The sequence below is a fragment of the Parafrankia sp. BMG5.11 genome, assembly GCF_004337455.1.
This window is the reverse complement of record NZ_SJXI01000086.1, coordinates 12,209-28,674: the sequence shown is the minus strand read 5'-3', so window position 1 is coordinate 28,674 and position 16,466 is coordinate 12,209. Positions and strand designations below refer to the sequence as shown.

13 protein-coding genes and 1 pseudogene are annotated in these 16,466 nt (G+C 68.7%); 7 read left to right on the top strand and 7 right to left on the bottom strand.

Annotation, left to right across the window (positions count from 1 at the left end):
• Positions 1-220: pseudogene (locus E0504_RS41370) on the top strand (IS5/IS1182 family transposase); the annotation flags it as partial.
• Between the two features lie 64 nt (positions 221-284).
• On the opposite strand, the gene E0504_RS41365 reads toward E0504_RS41370, so the two are convergent.
• Positions 285-602, bottom strand: coding sequence for a hypothetical protein (locus E0504_RS41365; protein WP_071062143.1), 318 nt, complete (start codon positions 600-602; stop codon positions 285-287).
• 124 nt (positions 603-726) lie between these two features.
• On the bottom strand, positions 727-1,032 hold the full coding sequence (locus E0504_RS41360; protein ID WP_112108244.1) for a hypothetical protein: 306 nt from the start codon (positions 1,030-1,032) through the stop codon (positions 727-729).
• 217 nt (positions 1,033-1,249) lie between these two features.
• Between E0504_RS41360 and E0504_RS41355 the strand changes: the two genes are divergently transcribed.
• The 3 genes from E0504_RS41355 to E0504_RS41345 all read left to right on the top strand — a co-directional run bounded on the left by E0504_RS41355 (position 1,250) and on the right by E0504_RS41345 (position 4,381).
• Positions 1,250-1,849, top strand: coding sequence for a hypothetical protein (locus tag E0504_RS41355; RefSeq protein WP_112108243.1), 600 nt, complete (start codon positions 1,250-1,252; stop codon positions 1,847-1,849).
• Positions 1,846-2,718, top strand: coding sequence for a CD225/dispanin family protein (locus E0504_RS41350; protein WP_131627077.1), 873 nt, complete (start codon positions 1,846-1,848; stop codon positions 2,716-2,718). Before E0504_RS41355 ends, E0504_RS41350 begins: the two co-directional genes overlap by 4 nt.
• Positions 2,719-2,944: 226 nt before the next feature.
• The gene (locus E0504_RS41345; RefSeq protein WP_112109189.1) at positions 2,945-4,381 is read left to right on the top strand and encodes an FAD-binding oxidoreductase; all 1,437 of its coding nucleotides are present in this window, start codon (positions 2,945-2,947) and stop codon (positions 4,379-4,381) included.
• A 97-nt stretch (positions 4,382-4,478) separates the two neighbouring features.
• Here E0504_RS41345 and E0504_RS50850 read toward each other — a convergent pair whose 3' ends face one another.
• The 5 genes from E0504_RS50850 to E0504_RS41315 form a co-directional block, all read right to left on the bottom strand.
• On the bottom strand, positions 4,479-5,018 hold the full coding sequence (locus tag E0504_RS50850) for a hypothetical protein (protein ID WP_160144375.1): 540 nt from the start codon (positions 5,016-5,018) through the stop codon (positions 4,479-4,481).
• 49 nt (positions 5,019-5,067) lie between these two features.
• The gene (locus E0504_RS41330; RefSeq protein WP_131627075.1) at positions 5,068-6,549 is read right to left on the bottom strand and encodes a hypothetical protein; all 1,482 of its coding nucleotides are present in this window, start codon (positions 6,547-6,549) and stop codon (positions 5,068-5,070) included.
• Positions 6,546-7,487: an ABC transporter ATP-binding protein gene (locus tag E0504_RS41325; RefSeq protein WP_112109181.1), complete on the bottom strand. Its 942-nt coding sequence runs from the start codon at positions 7,485-7,487 to the stop codon at positions 6,546-6,548. The genes E0504_RS41330 and E0504_RS41325 overlap by 4 nt, the downstream gene beginning before the upstream one ends.
• Positions 7,488-7,531: 44 nt before the next feature.
• Positions 7,532-8,257: a TetR/AcrR family transcriptional regulator gene (locus E0504_RS41320; protein ID WP_131627073.1), complete on the bottom strand. Its 726-nt coding sequence runs from the start codon at positions 8,255-8,257 to the stop codon at positions 7,532-7,534.
• 381 nt (positions 8,258-8,638) lie between these two features.
• On the bottom strand, positions 8,639-9,877 hold the full coding sequence (locus E0504_RS41315; RefSeq protein ID WP_112109188.1) for a PP2C family protein-serine/threonine phosphatase: 1,239 nt from the start codon (positions 9,875-9,877) through the stop codon (positions 8,639-8,641).
• 515 nt (positions 9,878-10,392) lie between these two features.
• Between E0504_RS41315 and xerC the strand changes: the two genes are divergently transcribed.
• The 3 genes from xerC (at position 10,393) to E0504_RS41300 (ending at position 16,315) form a co-directional block, all read left to right on the top strand.
• Positions 10,393-11,421, top strand: coding sequence for a tyrosine recombinase XerC (gene xerC, locus E0504_RS41310; RefSeq protein ID WP_373693992.1), 1,029 nt, complete (start codon positions 10,393-10,395; stop codon positions 11,419-11,421).
• A gap of 809 nt (positions 11,422-12,230) precedes the next feature.
• A complete protein-coding gene (locus E0504_RS41305) occupies positions 12,231-13,148 on the top strand; it encodes a hypothetical protein (protein WP_207974667.1) in 918 nt (305 codons plus the stop codon).
• Between the two features lie 1,268 nt (positions 13,149-14,416).
• Positions 14,417-16,315, top strand: a complete 1,899-nt coding sequence (locus tag E0504_RS41300) for a choline/carnitine O-acyltransferase (protein ID WP_131627081.1) — start codon at positions 14,417-14,419, stop codon at positions 16,313-16,315.
• Positions 16,316-16,466 lie beyond the last annotated feature (151 nt).

Here is a 16,466-nt window from a genome sequence, read left to right as displayed (position 1 = left end):
CCTGGCTGAACTCCGCAAACGCCAGGCGACACCAACCGGCCGCGCCCGGCTACGCGAACGCACCAAGGTCGAACACACCCTCGCCCACGTCGGCCACTGGCAAGGCCGCCGCGCTCGCTACCACGGACAGCGCAAGAACCTGTTCGACCTACGCCGCACCGCCGTCGTCCACAACCTCCACGTCATCGCCCGCCACAGGAACGATCAACAGGCAGCCTGACTACCTGACCGGCGCTCTAGGCGTACCGGATTGCCCCCGGCCGGCTCCGTCTCGTCCCGTATGGTCAGCCGCGGCCGCGCAAGACGCGTCTTGCCGCGGCGCTGGTTCGCCACCACCCTGCGAGCGACACCCAGCAGCCAGGGCAACGAGGGTCGGGCACCTCGGAGAAGCGCCGCCACGCGGTCATGAACGTCTCGGCGACAACACCGTTGGCCGTGTGCTCAGGCACCTCCCGCAGGGCATACCGCCGCTCCTTACCGGCCGCCACAGCGGCGGAGCGGCGAACCTGCCTCGTCTTGTCAGCCGAGGCAGTATCCCACCGGTGCGCCGGGTCGGCCGAGATGTGCAGTTCAGGGCCGGTGATGACCTCGTAGCCATCCATCCGGGCCGACTGCTACCCCATGCGTTCGATGGGGGTCGGACCGTCTCGGAGTTGGTCCATGTGCGATCGACTCTTGTCAGTCGGCGCACGTTCTGATGCGCTATGTATCGTGGCTCGTCGGCGATCACTGTGGTCGGAGTTCCTGCGCGCGCAGGAACGGCAGCGTCAGGACCTCGTCCGGGAACGGTGGCAGATCGAGGCTTGGGCTCGCCGCGCAGAGCAGGTAATGGAACGTGCACAGCGCTCCGCGCAACGGCAGGCCAGGGCGGATGCCCGTGAACAGGAGCGGCTGCGGCTCATCGAGGATCCAGAACTCAAACATCTGCTGGAACAGCATCTTGGCCTGCAGGTTCGGATCGGCCTCGACCGGCAGCCGCCACCCCGCAAGGAGCCGCCGGCGCGTTAGCAGTGCACGGTCCTGTCTGGTCAAAGGCGAGGTGATATCGCGTATGCCCCCCGACCGCCTTCCCCTGATCGATGATCCCGACCGACGTGGTCCTCGGCCGCATGCGTCGACGCCGTCCGCTGTGGAGCCTTTCCGGTCCGCGGCCGCGGATATCCGTGGAGCAGACCCTCCGGTTCCGCCGGTCTTCGCCGCGCACGGGTTCGATTTCGCCTCACTCCCGTTGCGTGACGCCTGTTGGCGGATGCTCGACTCCGAGATCCGCTCCCGTGTGGAGGAACGTGCCGGCCGAATCCAGGCATGGTGGGCGATCACCCAGACGGACGGGCGGGTCAAGGCGGTCGCTTTCGGAAGCCTGGGCCTCTGCGTCGCCGAACCCACGACCCGTCCGAACGGCACGCGCAGCTACTCCGTCAGCACCTACGTCATCGATCCGGCGACGGTCCGCAGGAAGAACATCGATCATCGTCCCGGCGCCCGCGCTTCCGGCACCCCACCGCCGGCGGCATCGTCGACGTCGACGGCCGACGGGCATCTGCCGTACGGGGCTCCGCCGAGCACGAGCCTGAGTAGCCGCGAGCGTGAGGTGCTGGGCAACCTACCGCCCCTCGTCCAGCAGCTTCTACAGGAGCCCTTCGTCCGCGGAGAGCAGATCCTGCGCGCCGACTGGCACTACGAGGGCACCGCCACGACCATGGACGCTGTCACGTTCATCCTCGCTGGCCCACGGACCGTGACGGTTGCGGCGGGCCGCATGCACATCCCGCCGGGGCACAGCCTCGCGACGGCTCACTGGTCCCTCGCCTGCTACCGCGCCGACGTGGTCCGCAGGATCGGGCGTTGACCCGGCTGGCCCGCATGCTCCGGGCGCTGCACGGCCAGAACGCCTACGAGATGCTGAATATCTCAGCGTCGGTATCGGACGCGGAGATCAAGGAGGCTTACCGGGCCCTCGCACGGGCCCGTCACCCGGACCGGACCGGCGGGACCGACGTGGCGGAGATGGCTCTGATCAACGTGGCGTACGAGGTGTTACGTGATCTGCGGACGGACTACGACCGCCATCTCGCCGCGTCGCGGACCGGGCGGCACGGAACATCCGAACGAGGGCACACTGCGGCCGAGGACAGGCGGGCCGACACCGGCGACGCGGACCGGACGCGTGGCGGCCACCCTGCCGGCGGGCTCTGGGACGTCCCGTCCGCCCCGGCCGAAGACTTTGAGGAGACCGCCGCGCAGGCGCGCGCCGGCGCGGACAGCGGTACCGGACCGGAGCAGGAACCGAGCCTGTGGGATGAACGGCAAGGGCATGAGCGACAGGACCCATGGCAGCTGTGGCGAACAACCGCTGGGACGGGCCCTGGCGGCTGGACGCCTGGGTTTCGTCCCCACAGCGGCTATGGCCCTGGCTATCCGGTCCATGGCTATCCGCAAGCGGGCTACGGGGCTCCCCACCGCGTGTGGTGGGGTTATGGATGGCCAGGCCCCACGATGATTCCACCGGTGCACTCGTTTCTCTGGCTGGCGATCATCGTCACGCTGATCTTCCCGCCGTGCGGCATCGTTGCGATCAACAGGTCGGCGACGGTCGAGCCGCGACGTATTCAGGGGGATCTCGCTGGCGCCCGGCAGGCCGCCCGTTCCTCTCTGACCTGGAGTCTTGTCGGCCTTCTCCCCTTGATCCTGCTCATTTTCCTCGGTGTGCTCCTGTAGAGGTGCTTCCCGGGGTAGGCCGGCTCGTCCTCGTCGCGTGTGTGGGCACCATGACGCAGGACGATCAGATCGTCGCGGTCTGACCTGCCACCCGCGACGGCAACGCCTGGTTGCTGTACCGGCACGCTTTGCGACGACCCGGTCGTAGCGCGACCCTGTAGGGGTGAGTGACGCAGACCGGTGCTCACCAGTGGACACCGGCGAGCGCAAGGGGGAGGAGCGCTCCATGTCGGCACAGGTGCTCACGCTGGAAGGCCAGCGGCAGACGCTCTCGGACGAGACGGTCGAGGAGATCCGTGCGATCTTCCGCGGGCAGGTTCTGACCTCGGACGACGTCGGGTACGACGACGTGCGGGTCATCCAGAACGCCATGCTCGACCGCAGGCCAGGTCTGATCATCCGGTGTACCGGGGCTGCCGACGTCGTCGACGCCGTCCGCCTCGCCGCGACGCGAAACCTGCTCGTCGCCGTCCGCGGCGGCGGCCACAGCATCGCCGGGACCTCCACGGCCGACGACAGCTTGATGATCGACCTGTCGGCGATGCGGGGTGTCTGGGTCGACCCGGAACAGCGGCGTGTGCGGGTGGCCGGTGGTGCGACCTGGGGCGACGTCGACCGTGAGACGCAGCTGCATGGGCTCGCGGTACCCGGGGGAGTGGTGTCGACCACGGGTGTGGCTGGTCTGACGCTCGGTGGCGGAATCGGCTGGTTGCACCGCAAGTACGGGCTGGCCTGCGATGCGCTGCGTGCGGCCGAGGTCGTGACGGCCAGCGGCGACGTCGTGCGGTGTAGCGCCTCCGAGCGCGAGGACCTGTTCTGGGCGCTGCGGGGCGGGGGCGGCAACTTCGGCGTGGTGGTGTCCTTCGAGTTCGAGGCCTATCCGCTCGGTCCGGTCGTCTGGAACGGCATGGTCGTCTACCCGATCGACGCCGCTGCCGAGGTGCTCCCCCGCTGGGGGGACTGGACGTCCACCGTTCCCGACGAGGTCACCAGCCGTGCCATGATGTGGTCGCTGCCGGCGTCGCCGGCACTCCCGCCCGCTGTACACAACCGCGACGTGTTCATCACGGCCGCCTTGTACGCGGGCGACCCGGACGAGGGTCAGCGGGCGTGTCGGGCGCTTGCCGATTTCGGCGCGCCGCTCGCCGACATGAGCCAGGCGCTGTCGTACCGGACAGCGCAGTCCTCCCTCGACCCGTTCTTCCCGAAGGGCGGGCTGCAGAGCTACTGGAAGTCCGTCTACCTGGACCGACTCGACGAGGATGCGACCGCGTTCGTGGTCCGCGTCGGCCAGGACCGCCCGCACCCGACGACCTTGGTGCACGTGCCTCTCCTGGGAGGCGCCATGTCGCGGGTCGGGGCGACGGAAACCGCGTTCGGCGATCGCAGCGCCCGGCACATGCTGAGCCTCGACGGAAACTGGCTGGACCCGGCCGACGACGACGCGAACATCCGTTGGGTGCGCGGTGCCTACGACGAGGCCGTCACACTGCGGGCCGCGTCGGGCACCTACCTCAACTTCGGCGGCGACGCCGATCTCGACGACGCCGCCCGGGCACGAGCCTGGGGACGCAACGTCGAGCGCCTTCGACAGGTCAAGCGCAGCTACGACCCGGAAAACCGCTTCCGGCTCAACCCCAACATCCCCCCCGCTGAGAGCTGAGCCGACGCTTTGTGGCTGCCAGCGGCTACCAGCACCGAGCCTGCCTCACGGCGACCCGGTACGTCCCATCAGAGGCCCGGAACCTGGATGGTGGCGGTCAGCCGGTGCTGTTGCCGGTGCGGCCCGGCGAGCCGTTCAGGTCTCGGCCGAGCTGCATCCCCCACGCCTCGGCCCGCTCGCGTTCCCCGTCCGCCAGGGGCCCTTCGGTGGCGGTGACGAAGAAACCTGGTCCACGGTCGACGTGGCGGAACCCTCGTTTCTTCAGCGCTTTCGACGAGGCCTTGGCCGCTGTTCCAGGGACGAACCTGGTCTTGATCGAGGTATCGAAGGTGACGACGTGAAGATCCTTGGACGGTGTCACCCTCTCGATCCACTCGCGAACTCCGGGGAGGTCGACGTCTTGCGCCCCTTTTTCTCCGGCCTCCCTACGGCTCTGCGGCCGGGGAAGTGAGAAGGCGTGGGTCGGGGCGCCGACCAGCAGGAGCCGGACGTCGCCGGGCAGGGCCACGGGAGCCTCGGCAGGGTGGATGACGCTGACCGTCTCCAGCGGGACGGTTCGAGTCAGACCGGCTGCGACGGCATGAGCCACCGCGGTCGTGTTGCCGAAACACGACTCCACCACGATCAACACTGTCACGTGTCGAGCCTTTCATGCTTGCTCGCGGTACGGTCCGGGGCTTCGGCGCTCACGCGGCGCGGAGGTCTCGGCGGCGGAAGAGGAAGCCGCCGAGCACGGCCCCCGCGATCCCGAGGCCGCTGAGGACCGCGGCGCTCGACCAGTCCGGGGGACCCGCCGGCGCGGGGGACACGTCGAAGAAGACGGAGGTGTCCAGCAGCCAGTGATGGAGACGCACGGCGCCGCCGGAGAACTCGATGAGAAAAGCCCAGGTCAGGTAGGCGTAGACAACGGGCCGGGTAGCGCGGGGCCACCCACCGAAGACCAGGGTGCCCAGGCCGAGCAGGAACAGGCCGGGCGGGACGATGTTCACCCCGGCCGTCACCAGATCCCCGGCGCCTATCCCGTCGCTCTGGCCGGCGGTACCGACCCAGGCGCCGCCGCCGGCGGCCACGCCGGCGCAGCCGAGCAGGAGGCAGGACACCGCCAGGCGTCCGGCGAGCCACCGGGCCCGGCTGACGGGACGGACCAGCAGGGCGTCGAGCTGCCCGGCGGCCTCCTCGGCGCGCAGGGTGCTGACCTGGCCGGCGGCGATCAGCGCGACCAGAAACGAGACGACCAGGAAGATGAGCCCGAGGTAGACCGCGGTCGGTGACCCGTGCCCGCCGAGTCGGCTGATCGCCTCCTCGATGTCCCGTGATCCGTCGACGTCCTGCGTCGAGGAGTCGGCGACCACGCCGAACAGGGCGGCGAACGCCGCGATCGCGAATAGCCATCCGGCCGCGCCCAGCCGCGTCTGGCGGACCGCGAACCTGACCGGGCCGCCGAGCAGCGCCACCCGCGGCGGTCCGGCGTGCCGCTCCGGGAGAATCGCCGTCCCGGCGTCTCTGCGCCCCGCCAGCCATACCGCCGCGGCGGTGGCCCCGACGGTCAGGGCGAGCACGGGGACCACGGCGACCGGGTTCGGGTCGTTCAGCGGGCGGATTCGCTCCACCCATCCCAGCGGGCTCAGCCAGCCGAGCCAGTGCAGGCCGCGGTCGGTGTTGGCGGCCATCCGCAGGGCGTACCCGATTCCCAGGACGGCGGCGGCGATCGTCGCCGCCTGACCGGCCGCGCGGCGCGGGGTTGTCTGCCCGGTCAGCAGCAGTTCCCAGCGTCCGGACTCCTCCTCGCCGCGCAGCAGGCGGGTCACCAGCAGGACTCCCCACACCGACCCGAGCAGGCCCAGGATGCCCACGAAGCGCCAGGTCGCCCAGCCGGCGACGGTGTTGAGCGCGTCCGGCTGGCCCAGGACCGCGGTCAGGCCACCCTCCGTGCCGTAGGTGGCGGCCATCTGGTCGCGGGCCGCCTGGGTGTCGTACTGCGCTGTGAACGCCACGGTCTGCACGACGACGAACAGTCCGAACACGCACCCCCACAGCGCGCCTGACCGGGCGGCGGCACGGGCCACCCGACCGCCCACGACCAGGCGTGCGTCACCGCCCGCCGGGCTCAGGGCGCCACGCGCCACGCGCCACGCGCCACGCGGCACCGAGAGAGGCAGCACCGTCATGCCAATGCCCGCTGCCGCGTCAGCTGTTCCGGCGACCCCTCGTCGCGTTCGGCTTCGTCCGGTCCGTAGTGGGCGAGGAACAGTTCCTCCAGGGAGGGCTCCCGGCTGAGGAATTCCTGGACATTGGTACCGGAAAGGGCGTCGAGGAGGGGCTGGATCGGCCCCCGTACCCCCAGCAGGGCTCGGTGGCCGTCCACCACGACCCGGGTCACGCCCGGTACGCGGGCAAGGTCGGGCGGCGGCCGGTCGAAGGTGAGCTCGACGGCCAACTCCGCGAGGTGACGCATCTGGTCGAGCGTTCCCATCTCGACGAGCCGCCCTTCGCGCAGGATTCCGACCCGGTCGCACAGGGCCTCGACCTCGCTGAGGATGTGCGACGAGAGGAACACGCTCTGGCCCGCGTCGCGGGCCTCCGTGACACTGAGCCGGAACGCCTGCTCCATCAACGGGTCCAGCCCGCTGGTCGGCTCGTCCAGCACGAGCAGGTCGGGGCGGCTCATCAGGGCGGCGATCAGCAGCACCTTCTGCCGGTTGCCCTTGGAGTAGGCCCGCACCTTCTTCGACGGGTCGAGGCTGAACCGTTCGACAAGCTCGTCGCGGTAGGCGGCGTCCACCCGGCCCTGGACTCGGCCCAGCAGGTACAGCGTTTCGGCTCCGGTCAGTTCCGGCCACAGGCTCGCCTCGCCCGGAACGTAGGCGAGATGACGGTGGGCCTGTGTCTTCCGTCGCTGGCAGTCGTGCCCGAAGATCTCCGCACGTCCGGATGTCGGGTGCGCGAATCCGAGAAGCAGCCGGATCGTCGTGGTCTTCCCCGCGCCGTTGGGCCCCAGACAGCCGACGACCTCGCCGGGAGCAACCTCGAGATCAAGATCGCGCAGTGCGTGGAATTTACCGTAGCGTTTACCGAGACCGACCGCGCGGATTGCGGGGGTCGCCATGGGGGCTCCTGTCGCCTCGGTCGTCCTGGGCTGGGAATGGCGGCTTATGTGTCGGGAATCGTCCAGTGCGCCAGTGCCTGACGCACCGCCGTGCTCCGTTCGTCGCTCCAGACAACAGTCGGGTCGGGCTCCAGGAAGGTCATCGCGACACTGGCGAGCCCCATCGCTGGAAGCGACCATTCCTCCGTGCCCGAAGCCCCGAACGGGCGTGCGTTCAGTCGCCGCTCGGCGACGTCCGGAGTGGCGAGGGATACGAGGTACAACCCCCGAAGGGTCGCGTCGAACAGGTTCACCATCGTGTCGAACGTGGCTTCCAGCTCAGGGCGCAGCCGGTAGCCGAACACCTGGGTGAGCTGCACCCAGGATCGCGCGACGCGAGCGACATGGTCGCGCTGGGACTGGGCGAGAGCCTCGCGGACCTCCTCACGGAGCCCTCCGTCGGGCAGGCTCAGGAACGTGGCGTGCAAGGCGATGTAGGTCCGCCACCCCGCCGACGTCCGGAGCACCTCGAAGTCGAGCAGAGCCAGTTCGCGGAACAGCTCGGTAATCAGATCCTGCCGGCCCTGCGGCGTGCTGAACCCGTCCTCGTGTGCGCGCACGACACGTCGGAACAGCTCTATCTCGTCCCGTTCGATACCCGGGACGGCACCCGCCGCCAGTTCCTTCACCAGGTCGGAGACGAAAAGGTCCTTGGACGGCCAGCGACGGTAGACAGCACTGCGTCCACGCGGAGCTGGCTCGGATACAACCCCCTGACGGGTTCCGCTCATGTCCGCCGGTGTTCGTGGGCTTGGCCTTACGGATGGCTGTACTCGCAGCACGGCCCTACACGCGTCACGAGCTCGGGAAACCTGTGCGGCCTGCGGCGCCTGCCAGGGCGTGGACGGGGCGCTGCCCAGGTCGACGGCGGTCCTGTGCCCTCTGTCGACGTTGCTACTGGCACGCGAATGGCACGGCCTGCCGGTCGGACCGGACCGGACCGGAGACTCGGCTCCGACTGTCTGCTTTTTCGTGCCGCGGTGGCGGGTTCACCGCGCTCCGTCGCCGTTCGTTTCGCGCGTCGGGCACGCTGCCCTATCGCCGCGAACAGCCGCGGACACGCACGATTGAGACGGAACCTGAGACGATCGGCGCCATCAACGTCTTCCTGGTTAAATATCTATGCGGGCGAGATGGTCGGCGGTGCCCCCGCGCCACTCGATCAGGAAGAGAGTCGCGTCGTCGGTCGTGATTCCGCTCCTTTCCCGCATCAGTGCATGGGACAGATCTCGGACCATCTCCCGGATGCTTTTACCCCGGATATTCTCAATAAAGTTGATCAGGCGTTCTTCGCCGAATTGTTCTCCGCCCTTTTCGTGCTCCTCGACGAGGCCATCGGTGAAGAACAGCACCCGGTCGCCGCGCAAGAGCGTCTGCTCACTGACCTGCGGTATGTCACCACCGAATCCGACCGGCAGGGTTCCCGGGCTCTCCAGCGCCTGGATAACCCTATGGTCGCGGATCAGTAGCGCTGCCGGATGACCCGCATTGACCCATTGTAGATGACCAGTTCCGATATCCAAACGCATCATCTGTGCGGTGACGAAATGGTCGGGTCCGAACTGCCTGTGGATGGCTGCGTCCATGAACATGTACAGCTCGGCAAGCCCGATGTCGGCACGTCTGGCGTGCCGGTAGGCACCGATCGCGACCGTTGCCAGCACTGCGGCGTCCAGACTGTGACCCATCGCGTCGATAACGGCCACGTGCAGGATGTCATCGTTGAGAGCGTAGTCGAAGCTGTCGCCTGCGATGTCGTAGGCGGGTTCAAGGACACCGGCTACCGCGACCTGCGGGGTGATCATGGTCAGCGGGGGCAACAGTGACCATTGGATTTCCGCGGCCACACTCATCGGTTCGCGACGCCGGGCCTGGAAGAACTGGTCGGTGTAGCTGCTTTTGGTGACCAGCATGTCGGCGACGAGGCCGGCGAGCCGCCGCAGCAACCGCCGGTCATCATCATCGACGGTGTCGAGGGTGAGGGCCAGCACGCCCACCTGGTCGCTACCGTCCAGCAGAGGCAGGAACATCCGTATACCGCCGTCTTGCGGCTGTTCGACGGTCATCGCGCGCAGGAATGCCGTGCCGGCCGGGGAGCCGTCGATCGGCTCAGGCTCCCCGACCGTGAGGCTCCTGCCCGGCAGCGGCGTCAGCACCAGCTGCTCATAGTCCTGCAGAAGGATAGAGATGTCCCGCCCACCGATCCTGCCGATCTCTTCCGCTACCAGGGGGGCGATCAGCTGCGGCGGCATCTCGTGAGCGCGATCCAGCAACACACCCAGCAGCCGCTCGCCGAACCCCTCCGACCGATCCACCATGATCTTGTCGAATTTCTGTTCGTCTGCCGCCATGGCCACCCCCTCTCCCCTGTCCGGCCGTTCATATCTGTGCGAGCCTCTCTGGGTGGCGTCAACGGGTCACGTCGACACCCCGCTTCACCCTTGATCGACGGAGAGGAAGAAAAGGAAGGACCTAAAGGTGACGTCGGAGACGAGGACTCGAGCCCCTAACCTTTACCTTACGAAGTCGGCCCCGTTCGTCTCTCGGCGTCTACTCTCGTCAGGAAAGTCCGGAATAGCGGGGTTCGCTCTCGTAGTTCCACACAGGACCCAGATTCGGGTGTGTGGATCGGCCACAGACGGTCTCGCCGCTGGCAGGCTGCGGGTCGGGCTGCCCGGGGAGCGCGGCGCCCTGGCGCTGTCTCCCGGCAGTGCACTGGCGTGCCCTCTGCTCTCATTCTCCGGCCGCCCACCGGCGTGCACCGCGCGCCGCTCGACTTCTGCCGTAGCGTGCTCCAGCTGGTTCCCCCGACCGTACTGCCGGCGAGGCTTCCGAGATCTCGGACCTCGCGGTGCGGTCCGCACCGCTGCTTGATCATAAAACGAGTATTTCGGCAGTCTCGGGCTCTGTTGGCGGCGCGGCCTACGTCCTGAGGCCGGATGGCACGACGAAGCGGCGGCCGGTCTACGGCAAGTCGGAGGAGATCGTCCGCGGCAGGCTGACCGAGCTTCAGGCCAACTCGGATCAGGGAATCCCGGCGGATGCCACGGGGTGGACGGTCGAGTGGTACCTGACGGTGTGGCTTGCTCAGACGGTGAAACCGAACCGTCAGCCGAACACGTACGTGACCTATGAGAAGGCGGTTCGGATCTACCTCGTCCCGGGTCTCGGGAGGAAGCGGCTGAACAGGTTGACCGGCGCGGACGTTCGGCAGTTCGTCCGGCGGACGGAGAGCACCTGCCGGTGCTGCGTGCGGGGGGTGGACAAGGCACGACCGGAGGGGGAGCGGCGTTGCTGTGCGGTCGGCCGGTGCTGCCGGCGGCTGCCGTCGAAGCGTCAGGTTCAGGTCGTGCATGCGGTGTTGCGTAACGCGCTCCAGGCGGCGGTGCGGGAGGAGCTGGTCCGGCGGAACGTCGCGAAGCTGGTGCAGGTCTCGACTCCGCGCTACAACGTCGACCGCGGTCTGACCGTCGAGCAGGCGCATCAGCTCCTCGACGGGTTGTACGCGCTGCTGGTCCTGGCGCTGTCCCTCGGGATGAGGCGCGGGGAGCTGCTCGGTCTCCAGTGGTCGGACCTCGACTCCGAGCGGGAGACGCTGACCGTTCGTCACACGCTGCTGCGGGTCGGCGGGGAGCTGCGGCTGTGCCCGCCGAAGACGGAGGACTCCGAACGCACGCTGCCGGTGACGCCTGAGTGCAGACCGGCCACGTGTTCACGACGAAGATCGGGACTCCGATCGAACCGGACAACCTGCGCCGCTTCTGGATGCCGCTACGCCGTGCGGTCCGGCGCCGGTCGGCGCGTGCCCGCTGCAGCTGGGAGCAAGAGCCCGGAGCTGGTGTTCCAGGAGATCTTCGCGCACCTGGCGGTCTACACCGCGGGCTGCGGGTCCTGATGCACGCCGCGGTGGTGAACCGCGGCGAGCCGCTGGATCCCGCCAGGGCGTCCGCCGCGGCCGCCCTACGGGTGGCCTGGCGCAGTGTCGCCCCTGTGCCCGGGGCTTTCCCCTCTGATCATCTCACGGCTGAACTCGCTCACCTTACCCGTGAGCTTCAGGAAGAGATCAACCCTGTGCGTCGGCTCCGCTGCGTGGTCCGGCAGGCCAAACGGAAGATGTCCCGTTTCCTGTCGTGGAACCCCCAACGACCACGGCCTCCTCCACCCATCCGCCGCCCGGCCGAAACTGTGCAGATCATCCGGGCGGTCGGACCCCTGTCAGACCCGCAACTCAACGGCATTGCGCCTGAAAGCCCGACTCAACGCCGACGGTCCAGGTCTGGCATCCCACACGTCCGGAAGGGAGGAAATTGGCACTGAGAAGGAAGCCCGATTACCAGCCCTGAGCGTAGAAAGAACATGAAAGTGTCGGATATCACAGGCATGTTCATGTGCTGGTAGCCGAGGCAAGAATGTTCGGAAACCCAGTCAGGCGCGCCATGGTGAGGTGCGCACGCCCGGCGTAGGGAGGATCTCGTGAGCCGCTCGAGAACTGCTGCAGCGCGCGGTGCGGCCTGCCCTGCTGGATCAGACAGCCTTCTGACCTGCGGCGATGATGCGGCGGGATCCACGGGCCAGGGCCTTCTGCCGGGTATGCCCGGGCCCGTGGACAGCGCCGTGCCCAACAGCGTCACTGCTGCTGAACGTGTCAGTGTTCCTCAACGTGTCATCGGGCCTGGGCGCGCCACCGCAGCTGGATACGTCGCCGTGCGTGAAAGCCCCGGCGGACCTGGGTGCTCCAGTGGACCCAGCGTCGCCACCGCGCTCGATGGTCTGGATGACCTGGTCGACACCGACCGTTATCCTCTCGCGCATCCGGCGAGTGCGGCCTGGCACGACCTGGCGGCCAGAGTCCGTCGAGAGCTGGAGGCAACGGGTTGCAGCGTCCTCGCTGAATTCGTTCGCCCCGATGCCCGTGAGGCCCTGCGCGCCGAATGCGCTGAGCTTGCTCCGTCGGCGTACTACCAGGCCGAGACGGTCAACGCATACAACATCGACATGGGGACGCCGCTTCCCGAAGGTCATCCCGGGCGTATCACCATGCGGCGCGGAAACGCGTTCGTCGCGGCCGATCTCGTCCCCGACGGTGTGGGCATACGGCGGTTGTATTCCAACGAGTCGTTTCGGCGGTTCGTGGCTGCCTGCTGCGGGCTTGGTCGCCTGTACGAGCTGGCGGACCCGCTGGCCCAGCTGTGCCTCAACGTCATCCGGCCCGGAGACGAGCACCCCTGGCACTTCGACACCAACGAGTTCTCGCTGAGCCTGCTGATCCAGGAGTCGGAGGCAGGCGGGGTCTTCGAGTACTGTCCCGACATCCGGTCCGCCGAGGCCGAGAACCTCGAGGCCGTGTGTGACGTCCTCACCGGTCGGGATGACCGGCGGACACGGCGCCTCATGCTCCGTCCCGGCGATCTCCAGCTGTTCCGGGGTCGCTTCTCGCTGCACCGGGTCAGCCCGGTGCAGGGGGGCACCGCCCGTCATTCGGCGATCTTCGCCTACTGCGAGCGTCCCGGTGTCATCGGTAGCGTAGCGCGCACGAGGCAGCTGTTCGGCCGGGTACTGCCCGAACATCTCGAGGCCGCCGGGCAGGCGGCTCGCGTACGGGGCGACAGCCTGCTCGACTGAGCCGGCGATTGAGCCGGCGGTCCGATCGCGCAGGCCGACCACGCCCGTGGCCCTCGACCCGCCGGCGCGGCGTCGGCGTGCTGATCGGCTGGTCCGCGTTCATGGGAACTGGTATCCCAGAGCCGGCCTCGCGAGGGCGAGTCCGGTCCCGACCATGACCTGCAGGAGCCTGACCTGTGCATTTCGATGCCACTGGCAAAGTCTCACTGGATCACATCTACGACCAGCCTGATCCACGGGCATATTTCACGACGCTGCGTACGCTCGCCTATCAGGTCCCCCAAATCGCCAGGCCGTACTTCGTCGAGACCGTGGCCGACTACCGGGCAGCAGGCCGCCCGATGCCCGGCGATCCTCCCGGCCGTCACCCGTCGCCACTGAAGATCCTCGACATCGGTTCGTCCTACGGGATCAACGCGGCACTGCTGCGCTGCGGGGTTACCCTCGAGCACCTGTACGAGCGCTACGGTGCACCCGAGGCCCACGGCTACACCCGTGACGAGCTGCTGGCCCGCGACCGCGAACTTGTCCGTTCCACCAGAGTGTCCCCGCCACCCACTTCCGGGCCTCTGAGCTCCAACGGGCGTTCGGGTGGCTCCCTGCCGACCGGCGCGGTGTTCGTGGGTCTCGACGTGTCGAACGAGGCCCTCTCCTACGCTCTCGCGGCAGGCTTTCTCGACGATGCCGTGCACGCCGACCTGGAGGCCGCGGATCCCACCGAACGGCAGCGACGGCAGCTTGCCGGCACCGATCTCGTCATCTCGACCGGCTGTCTCGGCTATGTTGGCGAACGAACCATCTCCCGGGTTCTCGACGCCATCGAGGCGGCTGACGGAAAGCGACCGTGGATGGCGCACTTCGTACTGCGGATGTTCCCGTTCGACGCCATCGGGGCGAGCCTCGCGGAGAGGGGATACGAGACCGTCAGGCTCGACCGCATGTTCCGCCAGCGCAGATTCGCCTCGGCGCAGGAACAGCAGCTCGTGCTGGACAGTCTCGCCACGGTGGGCATCGACCCGCACGGCCTGGAGAGCGACGGTTGGATGTACGCCCAGCTGTACGTGTCACGCCCCCGCGGCAGCTTCGCCGCACACGCCGCCAGCGCCTCCGCCGCGACTACCGCCTCCGCCTCCGCCGCGGCTACCGCCAGCACTTCTGCCGCGAGTATCGCGAGTACCGGCACTCCGGGCATCCCCGGCGCCAGTTCCGTCATCAGCAGGAGCCCGACGGCCGTCGGGCCACCCGTCCCACGCCCCCCGAGGTCACGAATGACGCCGAACGCCCCGTCACCGAGCAGCGACGCGCCCGAGGCCACGGCAGCTGGCCTCCGGCAGCCGAGCCCCGTGGCATCCGAGGCCGGACCGCAATGGTCGAACACCGGTACGTTCGTCAACGACGACCGGCTCCCGCGGGTGCCGCTGCCCACTCTGGACGACACCTGCGCCCGGTTCCTGCAGTGGTGCTCACCGTTGCTGACCCCGGACGAGCTGGCAGCCACCGAGACGGCGCTCGCCGCGTTCGCCCGCCCAGGCGGTCCGGGCCGTGCCCTGCACGCCGAGCTGGAGCGCTACGACGCCACCCCCGGCGTGCACAGCTGGCTCGACGCCTTCTGGGCCTCGCGCTACCTGGGGCGGCGTGACCGCATCGCCCTCAACGCGAACTTCATCTTCCTCTTCGAGGAGTCCGACGCCGGTCAGACAGCCCGGGCCGCGGGGCTGATCGCCTCGGCGCTGGACTACAAGCTGCGCCTCGACGCGGAGGCGATCGAGCCGATCATCCAGCGCGGCCAGGCGCTGTCGATGGACCAGAACCGGTTCCTGTTCTCTACGACCCGTATCCCCGGGCAGGTGCAGGACACCGTCCGCACCCCGTACAGCGAGCCGTCACCGGGCCCCTCCACCGCACGCCACATCGTCGTCCTCCACCGCGGCCACCTGTTCCGGATGGACGTGGTGGGCCCCGAGGGGCATCCGCACACGCTCGACGATCTCGAGGGCGGCCTGGACGCGATCCTGAAGGCGGGGGCGGAGCGCGCCGCTCCGGAGACGTCGGTCGGCCGGCTCACCACCAAGGCACGTGCGGCCTGGGCGGCGAGCAGGGACTCGCTGCTCGCCTGCGACCCGGGCAACGTGACTGCCCTCGACACCGTCGAGACCGCGCTGTTCTGCCTCTGCCTCGACGACCTCACGCCCGCCGATGCCAAGGACGCGTGCGACAACCTTCTCCACGGCGACTGCGGCAACCGCTGGTTCGACAAGTCGGTGTCCCTCATCGTCTTCGCGGACGGCAGCGCCGGTATCAACATCGAGCACTGCGGCCTGGACGGGACGACCGTGCTGAGCCTGGTCGACGACATGCTCGGCGCTCCGGCGGTCGAGCACTCGGCCCGGTCGGGCGCCCGCTCCCAGGGCGTGCCCGCCGTCCGGCCGGTCACGTTCACACTGGACGACGACCTGCGCGCGGACGTGCTTGCCGCGGGCGAAGCGTTCAGCGCCTACGCCGCCGCCACGGCCACGGCCACGCTGTCGTTCGACGACTTCGGCTCCAACCGGGCGAAGAGCCTGCGGATCTCGCCGGACGCGTTCGTCCAGCTCGCCTACCAGCTGGCGCACAACCGCTCGAAGGGCCTGGTCGGCGCCACCTACGAGTCGATCGCGACCCGGCAGTACCGGCGCGGTCGCACAGAGGCGATGCGGGTCATCACGCCGGAGATCCAGGCGTTCGTCCGGGTGATGGACGACCCGGCCGCCGACGCCGCCACCCGGCTGGCCGCGCTGCGGGCCGCGGCCGACGCCCACGTCACGCGGGCGCGGGACTGCCAGGCGGGACGGGCCCCGGAGCAGCACCTCTGGGAACTCCAGTTCATCCAGGCCCGTCGCGGCGAGGAGCTGGGGATCACCGAGCATCTCGACCTGTTCGACACCCCCGGCTGGCTGGTCACCCGGGACGACTACCTGAGCACGAGCTCGGCGCCGTCCACCCACATCCAGTACTTCGGATTCGGATCAACCAGTAACAGGTGCATCGGGATCGCCTACGTGCTGCTGCCGGACCGCTTCAACGTCTACCTGAGCACCCCGAGCGTGGTGGCTGAGCAGATGCACTCCTTCGCCGGACATCTGCGGACCGCCCTCACCGAGCTCCAGGACCTTCTCGAGGCCGGCTGAATCGTCGACCGCCCTGCTAGGCAGTTACCGGAAGGGAACGGTGGGTGTCCGGCCGCTTAGGGTGATGTCGCCCGCATGGGTGGGTGCGTCCGGGTTCGAGCCCCGGACGGCCCACCACGGGCGCAGTTTCTCGACGAGGCTGACAGGAGCT

Excerpts from the sequence above, each read along its gene's own strand:
- E0504_RS41365 (WP_071062143.1), bottom strand. The coding sequence starts at position 602 with ATGGATGGCTACGAGGTCATCACCGGCCCTGAACTGCACATCTCGGCC.
- E0504_RS41355 (WP_112108243.1), top strand. The coding sequence starts at position 1,250 with ATGCTCGACTCCGAGATCCGCTCCCGTGTGGAGGAACGTGCCGGCCGA.
- E0504_RS41345 (WP_112109189.1), top strand. The coding sequence starts at position 2,945 with ATGTCGGCACAGGTGCTCACGCTGGAAGGCCAGCGGCAGACGCTCTCG.
- E0504_RS41330 (WP_131627075.1), bottom strand. The coding sequence starts at position 6,549 with ATGACGGTGCTGCCTCTCTCGGTGCCGCGTGGCGCGTGGCGCGTGGCG.
- E0504_RS41325 (WP_112109181.1), bottom strand. The coding sequence starts at position 7,487 with ATGGCGACCCCCGCAATCCGCGCGGTCGGTCTCGGTAAACGCTACGGT.
- E0504_RS41320 (WP_131627073.1), bottom strand. The coding sequence starts at position 8,257 with ATGAGCGGAACCCGTCAGGGGGTTGTATCCGAGCCAGCTCCGCGTGGA.
- E0504_RS41315 (WP_112109188.1), bottom strand. The coding sequence starts at position 9,877 with ATGGCGGCAGACGAACAGAAATTCGACAAGATCATGGTGGATCGGTCG.
- E0504_RS41300 (WP_131627081.1), top strand. The coding sequence starts at position 14,417 with ATGACGCCGAACGCCCCGTCACCGAGCAGCGACGCGCCCGAGGCCACG.